Raw genomic sequence first — 16,008 nt, 5'->3', positions numbered from 1 at the left:
GGCACCAGCACCGCGGCCGGGGAGACGGCCTCGTACGCGGCCTGCAGGGCGTCCACCTTCGGGACGACCAGGTAGTCGGCGTACTCGGCGGCCTCATGCGTGAGGACCTTGACGGCGCCGTGCTCGGCGAGCGCGGCGGCGGTGTCGGCGGCGCCGTTGCCCAGCGCGACGGCGACCGGCTCGCCGATGCGGCGGGCCAGCGTCAGCAGCTCCAGGGTGGGCTTGCGGACGGCGCCGTCCGCATGGTCGACGTAGACGAGAACTTCAGCCATGGATCAACGCACCCTCTCTCAGATGAACTTCTGGCTCGCGAGGAACTCGGCGAGCTGCTTGCCGCCTTCGCCCTCGTCCTTGACGACTGTTCCGGCCGTACGCGCCGGGCGCGCGGTGGCGGAGTCGACCTTGGTCCAGGCGCCGTCCAGACCCACGTCCTCGGCCTCGATGTCGAGGTCGGACAGGTCCCAGGACTGAACCGGCTTCTTCTTCGCGGCCATGATGCCCTTGAAGGACGGGTAACGCGCCTCGCCCGACTGGTCGGTGACCGACACCACCGCCGGGAGGGATGCCTCCAGCTGCTCGGTGGCGGAGTCACCGTCCCGGCGGCCCTTCACGATCCCGTCCTCGACGGAGACCTCGGACAGCAGCGTCACCTGCGGGACACCCAGTCGCTCGGCGACCAGCGCCGGGACCACTCCCATCGTGCCGTCCGTGGACGCCATACCGGAGATCACCAGGTCGTAGCCGGCCTTCTCGATCGCCTTCGCCAGCACCAGCGAGGTCCCGATCGCGTCGGTGCCGTGCAGGTCGTCGTCCTCGACGTGGACGGCCTTGTCGGCGCCCATGGACAGCGCCTTGCGCAGTGCGTCCTTGGCGTCCTCCGGACCGACGGTCAGGACGGTGACCTCGGCGTCATCCGCCTCATCGGCGATCTGCAGCGCCTGCTCGACCGCGTACTCGTCCAGTTCGGAGAGCAGACCGTCCACGTCGTCACGGTCGACGGTCAGGTCATCGGCGAAGTGCCGGTCGCCGGTGGCGTCGGGCACGTACTTCACGGTCACGACTATCTTGAGACTCACGGCAATTGCTCCTCTTTCGACAATTCGGCATACGGCGTCACCGGCCACTGCGCCGCAGCCGTACGCGGTACGAGTAGTGCTCGGGCAGGAAGTGGCTGATCGCCAGCTCGACGAGTTGTCCGGCGACCGTCTGGTAGACCCGGTCGATGCGCAGCAGCGCCCGGCCTGGTTCGCAGCCGAGGTGTCCGGCGAGTTCGGGAGTGGCTTCCGCGACGGTGATGCTCTGCTCGGCCTCGGCGATCGGTTCGGGCAGTCGGCCGTCGAGGAAGCCGATGACGGTGGAGGCGCTGGGGGTGCCGGGCTCGGTGAGTTCGGGGACCGACTCCAGCAACTGGCCGACGGCGGGCGGCAGGGAGACCGCGGTGTGGCAGAACGCGGTGTCCTCGTGCAGCCGGACGAAGGCCAGCTTGTGCACCCGGTCGGTGTGCAGGCCCAGTCGCCCGGCTGCGTCGACGTCGACCCGTCGGTGCAGGGGCGTGACGACCCGCATACGGGTGTCGATGGACAGGCCCATCAGGTCGTCCACCGAGCCGAACTGGCGCAGATACTGCTCGTCGCGGGGCGTGGCGAAGGTGCCGCGGCCCGGCACCCGGTGGACCAGCCCTTCCGCGACCAGGTCCTGGAAGGCACGGCGCACGGTCTGGCGGCTGATCCCGTAGTGCTCGGCGAGCTGGGCCTCGGTCGGCAGCCGCACCCCCTCGGGGTAGTCGTGCCGCAGGATCGCGGTGCGCAGTTCGCGGGCGAGCCTCAGGTAGGTGCTTTCACGCTGTGGCTGCTCGAGCATCGACGTCACCCCGCCATCAGACGACGCCGTCGGCGCGCAGCGCCTCGATGTCGGCGCGGCTGTGGCCGAGCCCGGTGAGGATCGCGTCGGTGTGCTCGCCCACCGCCGGTACGGGGTCCATGCGGGCGGGCAGCCCCGCCAGGTCGGCCGGCGGCAGCAGCGCCCGCACGGTGGCGCCCGGTACACCCACCTCGCGCCAGCGGCCCCGGGCGGCCAGCACAGGATGGTCGAGGAACGCGGCGATGTCGTTGACACCGGCGCAGGCGATGCCGATGTCCTCCAGGTCCTTGAGGATCTCCGCTGCGTCGGAGCGCGCACAGCGCTCGGCGACGACGGCGTTGAGCTCGTCGCGGTGGGCGACACGGTCGGATCCGGTGGCGAAGCGCGGGTCGGTGGTCAGTTCGGGACCGCCGAGGAACTCCGCGCAGAGCACGGCCCATTCGCGCTCGTTCTGGATGGAGAACAGCACGTCCTCGCCGTCGGCGGACCTGAAGGTGCCGTAGGGGGCGATGGTGGCGTGCTGGGTGCCCAGGCGTGGGGGCTGGCTCCCGCCGTACTGCGTGTAATTGGCCGGTTGGCCCATCCACTCGGCCAGTGCCTCGAAGAGGGACACCTCCACCGGGTGGGCGGTGCCCGTGGTGGCGCGTGTGTACAGGGCGGTCAGGACGCCGCTGTAGGCGTACATCCCGGCGGCGATGTCGGCGACCGAGATCCCGACCCGCGCGGTCTCCTGCGGGGTTCCGGTCAGGGAGACCAGGCCGGTCTGGCACTGCACCAACAGGTCGTACGACTTGCGGTCGGCCCACGGTCCGTCGGTGCCGTACCCGGAGATCGTGCACGGGATCAGCCGCGGCCAACGCGCGGTGAGCGAGCCGGTGTCCAGACCGAGGCGGTCGACCGCGCCGGGGGCGAGGTTCTGCACGAAGACGTCGGCGTCGTCGAGGAGCCGGTGCAGGATCTCCAGGCCGCGCGGGTCCTTGAGGTCCAGGGTGAGGGATTCCTTGGAGCGGTTCAGCCAGACGAAATAGCTGGAGTGACCGTGGACGGTCGTGTCGTACCGCCGCGCGAAGTCGCCGCCGCCCGGCCGCTCCACCTTGATGACCCGGGCGCCGAGGTCGGCCAGCTGCCGGGTGGCGTAGGGGGCGGCCACCGCCTGCTCCAGGCTGACGACCGTGATCCCGGACAGAGGAAGCTTCGGGACGCTCATATGGCCCATTTGTACGGCCAAATCGAGGACACTGTCAAAGTGATCCAAGTCATGTGCACGCGGTCGTCTGTGGGCGGGGAGGAAGGGCACCCGGCCCTCCCTCCTCACCCCGCGTGATCAGGAGTGGCGGCTCGGATGGCACAGCACCATCACCGCGCGGGCGACGAGTTCGCCGGCGCCGCCGAGCTCCTGTCGGTAGCGGTCCGTCATCTCCCGTACGGTCTCCGCGAACTCGGGATCGACGGCGCGGGCGCGCGCGGGGGGAGGCAGTTCCTGCGCCATGGCGCGGCGACGGGCGAGAAGGGTGATGATCTCCTCGTCGAGACGCTCTATCCGGTCCGGTGACGGGTCCGCCGTCAGGTCGGCGGTGCTGTTCGTCGTCACAATGATCTCCGTTCTCCCGCGGGTGACGCGACGGGCCTCATCGCAGTTGGTCCTTCAACACCTTGCCCGTGGCGCCGATCGGCAACTCCTGTCGGGACTCCACGGATGGGCGCCCCCTCGCCCGCGCGGACCGCGCCGAGCCGTGAAACCCGGTGGTCGGTGCCTCGCCGCCGCCGGTAGGGTCGCCGCGTTCCGATCGACGGCACACATCGATCACGCACCTCGACCACGTACGGAGCGCGACCCCCATGACCAGCCCCCGACCGACGACGACCCTCTGGCGCCCCACCGGCCCCGTCGAGCTGGAGTTGGTCCGTGAGCTGAACTGGCGTGCCTGGCCGCCCCGGCTGCCCGAGCAGCCGATCTTCTACCCCGTCCTGAACGAGGACTACGCCGTGAAGATCGCCCGGGACTGGAACGTCAAGCACGACGGCGCCGGCTTCGTGACCCGCTTCCACGTCGACGCGGACTTCCTGCGCCGCTACCCCGTACAGCAGGCCGGTGGGGAGACGATCCTGGAGCTGTGGGTGCCGGCCGAGGAGCTCGACGATTTCAACGCGCACATCGTCGGCGAGATCGAGGTCGTCCACGAGTTCCGGTGACGGTGGCGTGACGGTGACCGCGGCTACGAGCGGGCCAAGTGGCGCATCGTCAGCGCCAGTTGCAGCCTGAACCGGCCCTGCGGGGTGCGCACGGGCCAGCCCAGCAGGTGCTCGGCGTGCACCAGTCGGTCCTGGAGGGTCGAGTGGTGCACGTTGATCTCCGCGGCGGCCGCCCGCAGGCTCGCCGTCGACGCGACGGCGTGCAGCGTGGCCAGGAGCCACGGCGTCGCCGCGGCCGCGGACTCCAACGCGATGACGTCGGGCGGGGGTTCGGCCCCCGGCACGACGAGATCGGCGAGGAGAGCCGTGCCGCCCAGCTCGTCGGCGTACACCACACGCTGACCGGGATCCTGCGCGATGCCCTCCGCCGTGAACCGCAGCGCGGTGCGCGCGGCGGCCCAGGACCGCGGCAGGTCGAGCACGGGCACGGCGGGGCCCAGCCCCAGGCGCCCGGCGGGCAGTTCCGCACCGCGCGGCTCGGGGACGATGCGGGGCAGACCGTCGGCGGCGGCCACGGCGCGCGCGGGCACCGCCGGGTCGAGGCCCAGGCGCCGCGCCGCGTGCAGCCGGGCCGGTTCCGGCGCCGTGGCGTCGAGCAGTGTCTCCACCAGCGCCGGATCGTCGACCGGGGCCCGGCCGCGGGTGCGGTCGAGGACCAGCCGCATGGCTCCGGCGGCCCGTTCCAGGATCACGGCGTCCACCACGCTGGGCTCGGCCGCCCGCTCCAGCCACAGCGCGGGCACCCCGCCGGGCGCCAGCGCCGCCGACGGCCAGGCCGTATCCGGTGGCAGATCCGAGTCGCGGCGCGTGCCGTCGGCCTCCACGCGCACCTGCACCCGCCGGTCCGCGTCGACGAGCCGCGCGGGCACCCCGGCCAGTACGGCCGCCCCGCGCACCAGGGCCTCCAGGCCGGCCCGTGACTCGGCCAGCCGGTCGAAGTAGGCGATCACCTGGACGGCGGCACCGGCGTCCGGGTCCAGCGCGGTCAGGCGCCCGGCCAGCTCTTTCATGGGTCCATGGTGCGGTATGCGGGGCCCGGCTGGGGAGCCCCGCGGCTCACACCGGGCACCACCCGGGGTGAGCCGTGCCGCACGGTCACGCCTCGAGGAGCCTGCGCAGCCAGTCCAGATGTGCCGCCCGTGTCCGCTGGGAGAGCGCCGCCTGCGGGGCGAAACCGTCGAAGCCGTGGAAGCCGCCCGGCCACACATGCAGCTCGGCGATCCCGCCGGCCTGCCAGATCCGGGAGGCGTAGGCGACGACCTCGTCCCGGAACGTCTCCGCCGAACCCACGTCCAGGAACGCCGGGGGCAGCCCGGCCAGGTCCTCGGCGCGGGCCGGTGCCGCGTACGCGGGCACGTCCGGGCCGCCGCGCCGGTCGCCGAGCAGCGCCGTCCAGCCGGTCTCGTTGGCCGTCCGGTCCCAGACGCCCAGGCCCACCATCTGGTGCGAGGACGGGGTGTCGTTGCGGTCGTCCAGCATCGGGCACATCAGCAGCTGGCCGATCGGACGCGGCCCCTGACGGTCCCGGGTGAGCAGGGCGAGGGCCGCGCACAGTCCGCCGCCCGCGCTGGCGCCCGCGAGGACGATCCGCTCCGGGTCGCCACCCAGCTCCCCGGCGTGCTCCGCCGTCCACACCAGACCGGCGTACACATCCTCGATCTGTGCGGGATACGGGTTCTCCGGGGCCAGCCGGTACTCCACCGACACCACGACGGCGTCCAGCTCCTTGGCCCAGGCCAGCGCCACGTCCACGCCCACCCGGTTGGTGCCGAGGACCATGCCGCCGCCGTGCACGTGATAGACGACCGGGCGCGGGCCCGCGCCCGAGGGCACGGTGGGGCGGCAGATCAGGAGCGAGATCTCGGGGGCGTCCTCGGGGCCCGGCACCACACGGTCCTCGACCTTGAAGAAGCCGTCGAGCGTCAGGTCCAGCTCGGCCAGCATCTGGATGCCGGGGCCCTGCCGTATCTGCTCGATGTCCTCCAGGGTCATCCCCGGGGAGATGAACTCCTTGATCAGCTCCAGGGCTCCGGCAAGCTCCGGGTCGAACGGCGGCGGCACCAGGGTCATGTCTTCTCCTCACGCGGGAACGCGGCGGCTCATGCCGACATGATCCGCGCCCCGCCCGCCGTCCGGGACGCCGCCGTACGGCGGAACCTGCCCGCCGTCCGGCGGGTGGCACCGGCGTGACCTGTGCCCTTGCAATGTCATGACCTTTTGTTCACCCGGCAGAGGTGGAAGAGATCAGAAGCTGAGACAACCCTGTGAAGGCCCCACACGTACCAGGAGTAACAAGTGAATGTGTCCCTCTCCGTCTGGCTGCTGACGGTGGCGGCCTTGTGCGTGCTCGTCGCCGTCGACTTCTTCATCGGCCGTAAGCCCCACGACGTGTCGATCAAGGAAGCCGGCATCTGGACGGTCGTCTGGGTCGTGCTGGCCTGTCTCTTCGGCGTCGGTCTGCTGATCTTCAGCGGTGGAAAGCCGGCCGGTGAGTTCTTCGCCGGGTTCATCACCGAGAAGTCGCTGAGCGTCGACAACCTCTTCGTCTTCGTCCTGATCATGGCGAAGTTCGCGGTGCCCTCGCAGTACCAGCAGCGGGTCCTCATGGTCGGCGTGGTGCTGGCCCTCGTGCTGCGTGCCGGGTTCATCGCGGCCGGCGCGGCGATCATCTCCACGTTCTCCTGGGTCTTCTACCTCTTCGGCGCCTTCCTGATCTGGACCGCCTGGAAGCTCGTCCAGGACGCCCGCAAGGAGGAGCACGAGGAGGAGTACCAGGAGAACAAGCTCCTCAAGATGGTCGAGCGACGCTTCGGCGTGGCCGACCGCTACCACGGCACCAAGCTGTGGATCGAGGAGAACGGCAAGCGGGTCATGACCCCGATGCTGGTCGTGATGCTCGCGATCGGCTCGACCGACGTGCTGTTCGCGCTCGACTCCATCCCCGCCATCTACGGCCTCACCGAGGACCCGTACATCGTGTTCACGGCGAACGCGTTCGCGCTGATGGGGCTGCGCCAGCTGTACTTCCTCATCGGCGGCCTGCTGAAGAGGCTGGTCCACCTCAGCTACGGGCTGTCGATCATCCTCGGCTTCATCGGCGTCAAGCTGGTGCTGCACGCCCTGCACGAGTCCGGCGTCCATGTGCCCGAGATCAGCATCCCCTTCTCGCTCGGCTTCATCGTTCTGGTCCTCGCCGTCACGACCTTCACGAGTCTGAGGGCCACCAGGAAGCAGGAGGAGCGGGTCTCCTAGCCGAGCCCCTTGACTTCGAGAGCGCTCGAAGATCTAGCGTCACCAGGGTCGGTTACGACCCTGGTGAACGGAGACCGCCATGCGCGTGGGCTTGCACATCAACCGGTTCGACCATCCCGGGGGAGGGCCCGCGCTCGGCGCCGAACTCGCCGCCGCGGGCGACGCGGCCGAGGCCGCGGGCCTGAGCTGGCTGTCGGTGATGGACCACTACTTCCAGATGGAGTTCAACGACCGGGCCGAGGACCCCATGCTGGAGGCCTACACCACCCTCGGCTATCTCGCGGCGCGCACCTCGACGGTCCGGCTCGGTGCCCTGGTGACCGGGGTGACGTACCGACATCCCGGGCTGCTCGCCAAGATCGCCACCACGCTCGACGTCCTGTCCGGAGGCCGGGCCACCCTCGGTATCGGCGCCGCCTGGTACGACCGGGAGCACGCGGGGCTCGGTGTGCCGTTCCCGCCGCTCGCCGAGCGCTTCGAGCGGCTGGAGGAGACCCTGCGGATCTGCCTGCAGATGTGGGACCCGGAGGCGAACGGTCCCTTCGAGGGCAAGCACTACCGGCTCGCCGAGACGCTGTCCGTCCCGGCCCCGGTCAGTGACCCGCGCCCCGAGATCATGATCGGCGGAGGCGGCGAGAAGAAGACGCTCCGGCTGGTCGCCCGGTACGCGGACGCCTGCAACCTCTTCACCACCACCCCCGAGGAGGTCGCGCACAAGCTCGACGTCCTGCGTGGCCACTGCGACACCGAGGGCCGCGACTACGACGCGATCCGCAAGACCGTCGCCTACTCCGGGGACCCGCTCACCACCGGTGACCTCGACGCCTTCACCCAGGACATCACGGGCTACACCAAGCTCGGCATCGACACCGTGATCCTCTCCCCGCGCACGGGGGAGCCGGCGGCGTTCATCGAGCGGTTCGCGGCCCCCGCCGTTCAGCGGCTGGCGGGACTCGACTGAGGGACGGCCGGTCCGCTGCGGGACACGATCCGCATCCCGCGGTCGTCGACCACACGCACCTGCAGCGAGCCGCAGCCGCAGCGGGTCCACACCGTGCGGCCCGCCGCGGTGGCGTGCCGGGACACCACCTGGAAGGGCTCGGCGCCGTCCGGCCATCCGCAGTGCGGGCAGACGGTGCCGGCCGGGGTCGTGCCGGTCGGGCTGGTCATGGGGACTCCTCGTACGTCGTGGATGGCTGACCGTCGCGACACATCCAGGGTGCAGCGCACGCTTCGTACACGTCCAGGTTGACTTTCCGGACCTCACCTTGAAGCGTGGGCTTCATGATTGATCTGCGTCGGCTCCACGTCCTGCGCGCGGTCGCGCACTACGGCACGGTCACCGCGGCCGCCCGCGCCCTGCACTTCACCCCGTCGGCCGCCTCCCAGCAGATCCGCCAGCTCGCCCGCGACCTCGGCGTCGACCTCCTCGAACCACAGGGCCGGGGAATCCGTCTCACCCCGGCGGCCGAGAGCCTGCTGGCGCACGCCGACGCCATCCAGGCCCGCTGGGAACAGGCGGAACTCGATCTGCGCGCCGAACAAGGCGCACCCGGCGGGCCGTTGCGGGTGAGCGGCTACCCGGTGGCGATCTCGGTGCTGCTGGCGCCGATGGCGGTGCGGCTCCAGGAGCGGTATCCGCGGCTGAGCGTGCGGATCCAGGAGGCGGATGTGCCGGAGAGCTTCGATCTGCTCTTCGAGGGCGAGACCGACCTCGCGATCGTGGAGGCCACCCCGCACAACCCGCCGCTGAACGACGTCCGCTTCGACCAGCAGCCGCTGCTGGACGACCCGTTCGACCTCGTCGTACCCGCCGGTCATCCGCTGGCCGGGCGCGAGCGCGTGCAGCTCTCGGAGGCGGCGCACGAGGACTGGATCGCCCCGATGCCGGACAGCCCCTGCCGCCCGCACATCATCTCCGCCTGCGCGGAGGCCGGGTTCAGCCCCGCGGTGGTGCACCACGCCGTGGACTGGAACGTCATGGCCCACCTCGTCGCCCACCGGCTCGGCGTCGCGCTGATCCCCCGCCTCGCCCGGCTCGCCCCGCACCTGCCCGTCACGCGGGTGCCCTGCACCGGCGACCCGCACCGCAAGCTGCTCACCTGCACGCGGCGCGCCGGACGTGAACGCCCCGCGGTCGAGGCCGCGTTGACGCAGCTGCGGGAGTTGGCGTCCACCGCTGTGGCGTGAGCGCTGTCAGTGCCGTTCGGCATGATGGGGATCATGAGTCGCAACATCAGCTACAACACCGCCGACCAGAACGACATCATCGGCTTCCTCGGCGCCGGCGCACTGACGAAGGACCAGCAGCGCATCCTCGGCAACGTCCGCAAGTATGCCGAGGCACACCAGGCCGACCTCGAACGGCAGGGCGTCGACTGGGGCCTGACCGTCCCCGAGGCGCTGGACCACCTCATAGCGGGCCGCGCCGACTCGGACGCCGAGTGCGCGGGCAACGCGTACTACACCGCCCTGCAGAAGATCATCGACCGTAACGGCAGCGACCCGTACGAGCTGGGCACCTTCTCCAAACCCTCGACCTTCTTCGGGCTGATGGACGACGAGCTGCGCCGCCTCGGCGTCCCCGCCGACCTGCTGCCGGGCGGCTTCCTGTTCGCCGGTCCGCCCGACGGCATCCCGTTCCCCATCCCGTACCCCGTGGACGGCACCCCGGACATCGGCCGTCTGCCGCTGGCGAAGGCGAAGCCCGCCGCGGACGCCTACCGCGCCGTCCTGGACCGCGTCGACAGCGCCTTCTCCTACGAGCTCGGGCAGCTCGCCGGACAGCTGGAGTTCGAGCACGACGAGTGGCGGTCCGCGCAGTCGATCGACTGGTACAGCCAGGACACGATCTTCTTCTCGATCACGGGCTGAACCGTCGTACGGGCATGGAGAAGGGGCCGGAGCTCCATGAGCTCAGGCCCCTCGCCGCGAGGAGATGATCAGGCGGCAGCGGTCTCGCCGGCGTGGCTGTGCACCCGGGCGATGACCTCGGTCAGCTGCGCGGCGACCTCGGCGTCGTCGGCCGGGTGGGTCTCGGCGAACCGGACCACGGAACCGGGGATGGAGAGCTTGACGTCCTCGAGCACCGTCGCGCCGGCGATGCCCAGCGCCTTGCGGGTCTCGTCCTGCGCCCACACGCCGCCGAACTGGCCGAACGCGGTGCCGACCACGGCGGCCGGCTTGCCGCCGAAGGCGCCGGCGCCGTACGGACGGGACAGCCAGTCGATGGCGTTCTTCAGGACGGCCGGGATGGTGCCGTTGTACTCGGGGGAGAAGAGCAGGAAGCCGTCGGCGGCCTGGGCGGCCTCACGCAGCTTGGCGGCCGGGGCCGGGACGCTGCCCTCGACGTCGATGTCCTCGTTGTAGAACGGGATCTCGGCCAGGCCCTCGAAGAGCTCGACACTCGCACCCTCGGGAGCGAACTTGACCGCCGCCTCGGCCAGCTGGCGGTTGTGCGAACCGGCGCGAAGGCTGCCGACGAGCGCAAGGATGCGAACAGACATGCGAACTCCAAGATGCTGAAACAGTGCCGTCACAAATACGGACTGGGGTCCGTTTAACTTCTATCACCCTAACCGGACCGCGGTCCAGTTTCATTCCCGATGCTTTACGCTGTCGTCATGTCCGCCTCTCTGCCGCCGTTTCCCAGGCCTCAGGAACCTGCGGGCGATGCCGAATTGCTCCAGCTCGGCACGCCCGAGGAGGAGCCCTGCCTGCGCGCCGACGCCGCGCGCAACCGGGCCCGGCTGCTGGAGGCGGCCGCCCGGCTGATCGCCGAGCACGGCGCCGCCGGGGTCACGATGGAGGCGGTGGCCGCCGCGGCCCAGGTCGGCAAGGGAACCGTCTTCCGCCGCTTCGGCGACCGCACCGGCCTGCTGATGGCGCTGCTGGACCACTCGGCGAAGAAGCTGCAGGAGGACTTCCTCGGCGGCCCGCCACCGCTGGGCCCCGGGTCGCCGCCCCTGGAGCGGCTGCGGGCGTTCGGCGTGGCGGTGCTGTACCGCACGGCCGAGCAGCTGGACCTCCACCTCGCCGCCGAGCCGGAGCCCACCCGCCGGTTCTCCCATCCGTCGCACCGCGCGCTCACCATGCACGTCACGGTCCTGCTGCGCCAGATCGTGCCGGACGCCGACTGCGAACTGCTGGCGCGGACGCTGCTCGGGTATCTCGACCCCGCCCTGATCCACCACCTGACCAGGGAGTGCGGGATGCCGATGGAGCGCCTCGAGGCCGGCTGGGCCGATCTGGTGGCCCGGGTGACGGGCACCGGGGCGACCCACTGAGGGGCGGCTCGCACAGGTTCTGCGAAGATGCGTCACGTCATGGTGCAGATACCGAAAACGCCCGCCCCCGCGTCGCCCGCACCGCGCTCCGTTCCCACGAGCGCCGATGTGGCCCGTCTGGCCGGCGTCTCGCGCGCGACCGTCTCCTACGTCCTCAACAACACCAGCGCCGTCCGGATCAGTGAGCCCACCCGCCGCCGTGTCCACGAGGCCGCCAAGGAACTCGGGTACGTGCCGCACGCGGCCGCCCGCAGCCTGCGTGCCGGACACAGCCGCCTGGTCCTGATGCCCGCCCCCACCATCCCCGTCGGCCAGCTCTACGGCCAGTTCATCAACGAACTCCAGTGGGCCCTCAGCCGCCTCGACTACACCGTCGTGCAGCACGGCAGCGTCGGACTGCACGGCGACGAGGCCGCCCGCGCCTGGGCCGAACTCCGCCCGGTCGCCGTCCTGGTGCCCGGCGCAGGACTCGGCCCGAAGGGCGTCGCGGTCCTCAAGCGCTCCGGCGCCCGCGCCGTCGTCACCCTCGGCCCCGAATCCGTCGAGGGCGCCCACGCCCTGCTCATGGACCACGAGGCGGTCGGCCGCTGCGCCGGCGCCCACCTGTACGAGCGCGGCCGGCGCCGCATCGGCGTCGTCGTCCCCGAGGAGGCGGGCCTGGAGGCCTTCTCGCTGCCCCGCCTCGAAGGCGTGCGCAACGCCCTGCGCGGCACCGACGCCACCGTGACCCATCTGCCCCTCGCCCACACCGAGGAGGCCGGCGCCCGGCTCGCCGCCCGCTGGCGCGACCTCGGCCTGGACGCGGTGTTCGCGTACAACGACGAGTACGCGATGCTGCTGATGCGCGCCCTCCAGGACCAGGGGGTCGACGTGCCCGGCGAGACGGCGCTGATCGGCGCCGACGACCTGATGATCGGCCGCCTCCTGCGGCCCCGACTGAGCACGGTCCACCTCGAACTGCCCTCCGGCCGCGACCTCGCCGAACTGGTCGACCGGGCGGTGCGCAACCCCGGCGCCGTGCCCGAGACGCACAAGGTGCTGGGAGCGACGGTGGTGCACCGCGAGTCCAGCTGAGAGCCTGAGTCCCAGGCTGTCACCCACGGAAGGCGTGCCATGCGCACGACGGTCGGCATCATCGGCGGCGGCCCCGCCGGACTGCTCCTCGCCCGCCTCCTGCACCGCGCGGGCATCGACTGTGTCGTCCTGGAGGCCAGGACGCGCGAGTACGTCGAACAGCGCCAGCGTGCCGGAATGCTGGAGCAGGGCACGGTCGACGCCCTGCGCGAGTGCGGCGCGGCCGAGCGCCTGGAGGCGCGGGGCCTGGTCCACCAGGGCATCGAGCTGCGCTTCGACCGGGAACGCCACCACATCGACTTCCCGGTCCTCACCGGCGGCCGCACCGTCACGATCTACGCCCAGACCGAGATCGTGAAGGACCTCGTGGCCCTCCAACTGGCCGACGGGCCACCGCTGTTGTTCGAGGCCGAGGCGCTCGCGATCGAGAAGCCGGAGACCACGGCACCGGTCGTGCGGTTCGTGCACGAGGGCCGCGAACAGACCCTGAGCTGCGACTGGGTCGTCGGCTGCGACGGCTTCCACGGCATCGCCCGCGACACCGTCCCCGCCGAGGTGAGCCGTGCTTACGAGCACGACTACCCGTACTCCTGGCTGGGGATCCTCGCCGATGTCGCCCCGTCCTGCGACGAGTTGATCTACGCCCGCGGCGAGCGCGGCTTCGCCCTGCACAGCATGCGCTCACCGCATGTGTCACGCCTGTACCTACAGGTGCCGAACGGCACCGACCCGGACGACTGGTCCGACGACCGCATCTGGGACGAACTCGCCGCCCGCTTCGCCATCGACGCCGACTGGACCCTGCGCCGCGGCCCGATCACCGCCAAGTCCGTGACCCCGATGCGCAGTTACGTCCACGAACCGATGCGTCACGGACGGCTCCTGCTGGCCGGCGACGCCGCCCACATCGTCCCGCCCACCGGCGCCAAGGGCCTCAACCTCGCGGTGTCCGACGTACGCCTGCTCGGGCGCGCCTTCACCGAGCTGCGTCGCACCGGCTCCGAGCAACTCCTGGACACCTACTCGCAGTCGTGCCTCGACCGCGTCTGGCAGGCGACCCGGTTCTCGTACGACATGACGACGATGCTGCACACCCGGCCCGACGCCGACCCCTTCGAGCACCGGCTGCAGCTCGCACGGCTGCGCCGGATCACCGCATCCCGGCACGCCGCCGCCGAACTGGCCGCGAACTACACGGGACTTCCCCTTCAGTGGTGAGCCCCGACCGGAATGCGGTGCCTCAACAGCCGTACGGTCACTGACCGTTCTGCTCGGCGTCGGCCTGCTGCTCGGCGACCGACTTGCGGACCTCGTCCATGTCCAGCTTCCGGGCCTGCCCGATCACATCCGTCAGCGCGGCCTCCGGCAGCGCGCCCGGCTGGGCGAAAACGGCCACCCGGTCACGGACGATCATCAGCGTGGGGATCGACTGGATCCCGAAGGCCGCCGCCAGCTCCGGCTGCGCCTCCGTGTCCACCTTGCCGAAGACCAGGTCCGGATTGGCCTCGGCGGCCTTGTCGTAAACGGGCGCGAACTGACGGCACGGCCCGCACCAGGACGCCCAGAAGTCGATCAGCACGAACTCGTTGTCCGTCACCGTCTGGTCGAAGTTCTCCTTGGTGAGCTCCACGGTCTTGCTCATGGCGTGAATCCCTCTTCCTGATGTCGGGGCGAAGCCGTCGTCGCAAACACGAAAGGCCGGGTAGGTATTCCGCGCGCGTACCCATGTGGCCTGAGCGCACACCACCCGTAAGACTGACCCCATGACGGAAACGGAATCCATCGCGCACACCACCTACGACGTAGTGGTTCTCGGTGCCGGGCCCGTGGGGGAGAACGTCGCCGACCGCACCCGTGCGGCCGGTCTCTCCACCGCGGTCGTGGAGAGCGAGCTGGTCGGCGGCGAATGCTCCTACTGGGCCTGTATGCCCAGCAAGGCCCTGCTGCGCCCGGTCATCGCCCAGGCCGACGCCCGGCGCCTGCCAGGTCTCGCACCCGCCGTGCAGGGCCCCCTCGACACGGCCGCGGTCCTCGCACGACGGGACGAGTACACCTCCCACTGGAAGGACGACGGCCAGGTCCGCTGGATCGAGGGCATCGGCGCCGACCTCTACCGCGGCCACGGCCGCCTCACCGGTCCCCGCACGGTCACCGTGGGCGACAAGGTCCTGACCGCCCGGCATGCCGTCGTCGTCAGCACCGGCACCCGCGCCGTCCTGCCCGACCTCCCCGGACTCGACGAGGTCAAGCCGTGGACCAGCAGGGAGGCCACCAGCGCCAAGGCCGCGCCCGGCCGCCTCGTGGTGGTCGGCGGCGGGGTCGTCGCCACCGAGATGACCGCCGCCTGGCAGGCCCTCGGCTCCCGGGTCACCCTCCTGGTGCGCGGCAAGGGCCTGCTGAACCGCATGGAGCCCTTCGCCGGCGAACTGGTCCACGAGGGTCTCACCGAGGCGGGCGCCGACGTCCGCACCGGCACCTCGGTCGCCTCGGTGACCCGCGAGAACGGCACCGTCGTGGTCGTCACCGACACCGGCGAGCGCATCGAGGCCGACGAGATCCTCTTCGCCACCGGACGCGCCCCGCGCACCGACGACATCGGCCTCGACACCGTCGGCCTGGAACCCGGCTCCTGGCTGGACGTCGACGACAGCCTCCGCGTCACCGGCCACGACTGGCTCTACGCCGTCGGCGACGTCAACCACCGCGCCCTCCTCACCCACCAGGGCAAGTACCAGGCCCGCATCGCCGGGGCCGCCATCGCGGCCCGTGCCTCCGGGGCTCCCCTCCTGGAGACGTCCCCCTGGGGCGCGCACGCCGCGACCGCCGACCACTCCGCCGTACCCCAGGTCGTCTTCACCGACCCGGAGGCCGCCGCCGTCGGCCTCTCCCTGGCGGAGGCCGAACAGGCGGGCCACCGGGTCCGCGCCGTCGACTACGAGCTCGGCAACGTCTCCGGCGCGAGCCTGTACGGCGACGGATACCGGGGCCGCGCCCGCATGGTCGTGGACCTGGAGCGGGAGATCCTCCTCGGGGTGACCTTCGTCGGCCCGGGTGTCGGCGAACTCATCCACTCCGCCACCATCGCCGTCGCCGGAGAGGTGCCGATCAGCAGGCTGTGGCACGCCGTGCCGTCGTATCCGACGATCAGCGAGGTGTGGCTGCGGCTGCTGGAGAGCTACCGCGACAACTGAGCCCCGCGGTGGGCACACGGCCGGGGGGGGGGGGGGGGGGGGCCCCCCCCCCCCCCCCCCCCCCCCCCCCCCCCCCCCCCCCCCCCCCCCCCCGGGGGCGCCCCCCCCCCCCCCCCCCCCCCCCCCGCGGGGGGGGGGCGCCCCCCCCGCCC

Annotated in this window: 18 protein-coding genes and 1 pseudogene; 9 read left to right on the top strand and 10 right to left on the bottom strand. The window is 71.4% G+C overall.

The window, feature by feature from the left end; translation table 11 throughout:
• From ACIOHP_RS49770 to ACIOHP_RS49750, 5 genes and pseudogenes are all read right to left on the bottom strand, one after another.
• A pseudogene (locus ACIOHP_RS49770) lies at positions 1–272 on the bottom strand (electron transfer flavoprotein subunit alpha/FixB family protein); the annotation flags it as partial.
• A gap of 18 nt (positions 273–290) precedes the next feature.
• Entirely contained in the window at positions 291–1,076 is a 786-nt protein-coding gene (locus ACIOHP_RS49765) for an electron transfer flavoprotein subunit beta/FixA family protein (protein ID WP_361490990.1), read from the bottom strand.
• A gap of 37 nt (positions 1,077–1,113) precedes the next feature.
• Entirely contained in the window at positions 1,114–1,860 is a 747-nt protein-coding gene (locus ACIOHP_RS49760) for a GntR family transcriptional regulator (protein WP_401898473.1), read from the bottom strand.
• Positions 1,861–1,876: 16 nt separating this feature from the next.
• On the bottom strand, positions 1,877–3,067 hold the full coding sequence (locus tag ACIOHP_RS49755; protein ID WP_401898472.1) for a CaiB/BaiF CoA transferase family protein: 1,191 nt from the start codon (positions 3,065–3,067) through the stop codon (positions 1,877–1,879).
• Between the two features lie 117 nt (positions 3,068–3,184).
• The gene (locus tag ACIOHP_RS49750; protein ID WP_401898469.1) at positions 3,185–3,451 is read right to left on the bottom strand and encodes a hypothetical protein; all 267 of its coding nucleotides are present in this window, start codon (positions 3,449–3,451) and stop codon (positions 3,185–3,187) included.
• A 248-nt stretch (positions 3,452–3,699) separates the two neighbouring features.
• Here ACIOHP_RS49750 and ACIOHP_RS49745 point away from each other — a divergent pair, with 248 nt between their 5' ends.
• Complete coding sequence (locus ACIOHP_RS49745) at positions 3,700–4,053, top strand: hypothetical protein (RefSeq protein ID WP_401898466.1); 354 nt, start codon at positions 3,700–3,702, stop codon at positions 4,051–4,053.
• 23 nt (positions 4,054–4,076) lie between these two features.
• On the opposite strand, the gene ACIOHP_RS49740 is transcribed toward ACIOHP_RS49745, so the two are convergent.
• Positions 4,077–5,063 carry a helix-turn-helix domain-containing protein gene (locus tag ACIOHP_RS49740; RefSeq protein ID WP_401898464.1) on the bottom strand — a complete coding sequence of 329 codons (987 nt, stop codon included), beginning with the start codon at positions 5,061–5,063 and terminating at the stop codon, positions 4,077–4,079.
• Between the two features lie 85 nt (positions 5,064–5,148).
• Positions 5,149–6,123, bottom strand: a complete 975-nt coding sequence (locus ACIOHP_RS49735; RefSeq protein WP_401898462.1) for an alpha/beta hydrolase — start codon at positions 6,121–6,123, stop codon at positions 5,149–5,151.
• 225 nt (positions 6,124–6,348) lie between these two features.
• Between ACIOHP_RS49735 and ACIOHP_RS49730 the strand changes: the two genes are divergently transcribed.
• Positions 6,349–7,305 (top strand): TerC family protein, encoded by a 957-nt coding sequence (locus tag ACIOHP_RS49730; RefSeq protein WP_361549759.1) that lies wholly within the window; start codon positions 6,349–6,351, stop codon positions 7,303–7,305.
• A gap of 79 nt (positions 7,306–7,384) precedes the next feature.
• Positions 7,385–8,266, top strand: coding sequence for an LLM class F420-dependent oxidoreductase (locus tag ACIOHP_RS49725; RefSeq protein WP_401898459.1), 882 nt, complete (start codon positions 7,385–7,387; stop codon positions 8,264–8,266).
• Here ACIOHP_RS49725 and ACIOHP_RS49720 read toward each other — a convergent pair.
• Positions 8,242–8,475 carry a hypothetical protein gene (locus ACIOHP_RS49720; protein ID WP_361490973.1) on the bottom strand — a complete coding sequence of 78 codons (234 nt, stop codon included), beginning with the start codon at positions 8,473–8,475 and terminating at the stop codon, positions 8,242–8,244. The two genes, ACIOHP_RS49725 and ACIOHP_RS49720, sit on opposite strands and share 25 nt — an antisense overlap.
• A gap of 114 nt (positions 8,476–8,589) precedes the next feature.
• On the opposite strand from ACIOHP_RS49720, the gene ACIOHP_RS49715 reads away from it, so the two are divergent.
• Positions 8,590–9,495 carry a LysR family transcriptional regulator gene (locus ACIOHP_RS49715; protein WP_401898456.1) on the top strand — a complete coding sequence of 302 codons (906 nt, stop codon included), beginning with the start codon at positions 8,590–8,592 and terminating at the stop codon, positions 9,493–9,495.
• A 33-nt stretch (positions 9,496–9,528) separates the two neighbouring features.
• Entirely contained in the window at positions 9,529–10,179 is a 651-nt protein-coding gene (locus tag ACIOHP_RS49710; RefSeq protein ID WP_401898453.1) for a hypothetical protein, read from the top strand.
• A 68-nt stretch (positions 10,180–10,247) separates the two neighbouring features.
• On the opposite strand, the gene ACIOHP_RS49705 is transcribed toward ACIOHP_RS49710, so the two are convergent.
• A complete protein-coding gene (locus tag ACIOHP_RS49705) occupies positions 10,248–10,811 on the bottom strand; it encodes an NAD(P)H-dependent oxidoreductase (protein WP_267014165.1) in 564 nt (187 codons plus the stop codon).
• A gap of 99 nt (positions 10,812–10,910) precedes the next feature.
• On the opposite strand from ACIOHP_RS49705, the gene ACIOHP_RS49700 reads away from it, so the two are divergent.
• From ACIOHP_RS49700 to ACIOHP_RS49690, 3 genes are read left to right on the top strand one after another with little or no spacing between them, the layout of a single operon-like run.
• Positions 10,911–11,591 (top strand): helix-turn-helix domain-containing protein, encoded by a 681-nt coding sequence (locus ACIOHP_RS49700; RefSeq protein ID WP_361549767.1) that lies wholly within the window; start codon positions 10,911–10,913, stop codon positions 11,589–11,591.
• A 27-nt stretch (positions 11,592–11,618) separates the two neighbouring features.
• Entirely contained in the window at positions 11,619–12,665 is a 1,047-nt protein-coding gene (locus ACIOHP_RS49695) for a LacI family DNA-binding transcriptional regulator (RefSeq protein ID WP_401898449.1), read from the top strand.
• 39 nt (positions 12,666–12,704) lie between these two features.
• Positions 12,705–13,883 (top strand): 4-hydroxybenzoate 3-monooxygenase, encoded by a 1,179-nt coding sequence (locus tag ACIOHP_RS49690; protein WP_401898446.1) that lies wholly within the window; start codon positions 12,705–12,707, stop codon positions 13,881–13,883.
• Positions 13,884–13,920: 37 nt separating this feature from the next.
• Here the strand turns inward: ACIOHP_RS49690 and trxA are convergent, their stop codons facing one another.
• Positions 13,921–14,307, bottom strand: coding sequence for a thioredoxin (gene trxA, locus ACIOHP_RS49685; RefSeq protein ID WP_046256813.1), 387 nt, complete (start codon positions 14,305–14,307; stop codon positions 13,921–13,923).
• Between the two features lie 121 nt (positions 14,308–14,428).
• On the opposite strand from trxA, the gene ACIOHP_RS49680 reads away from it, so the two are divergent.
• Positions 14,429–15,856 carry an NAD(P)/FAD-dependent oxidoreductase gene (locus ACIOHP_RS49680; protein ID WP_361549773.1) on the top strand — a complete coding sequence of 476 codons (1,428 nt, stop codon included), beginning with the start codon at positions 14,429–14,431 and terminating at the stop codon, positions 15,854–15,856.
• Positions 15,857–16,008 lie beyond the last annotated feature (152 nt).

It is taken from the genome of Streptomyces sp. NPDC087859 (assembly GCF_044742595.1).
GTDB lineage: Bacteria > Actinomycetota > Actinomycetes > Streptomycetales > Streptomycetaceae > Streptomyces > Streptomyces canus_F.
Note: the sequence above shows the minus strand (reverse complement) of the source record. Positions and strands in the feature narration are given on the sequence as shown.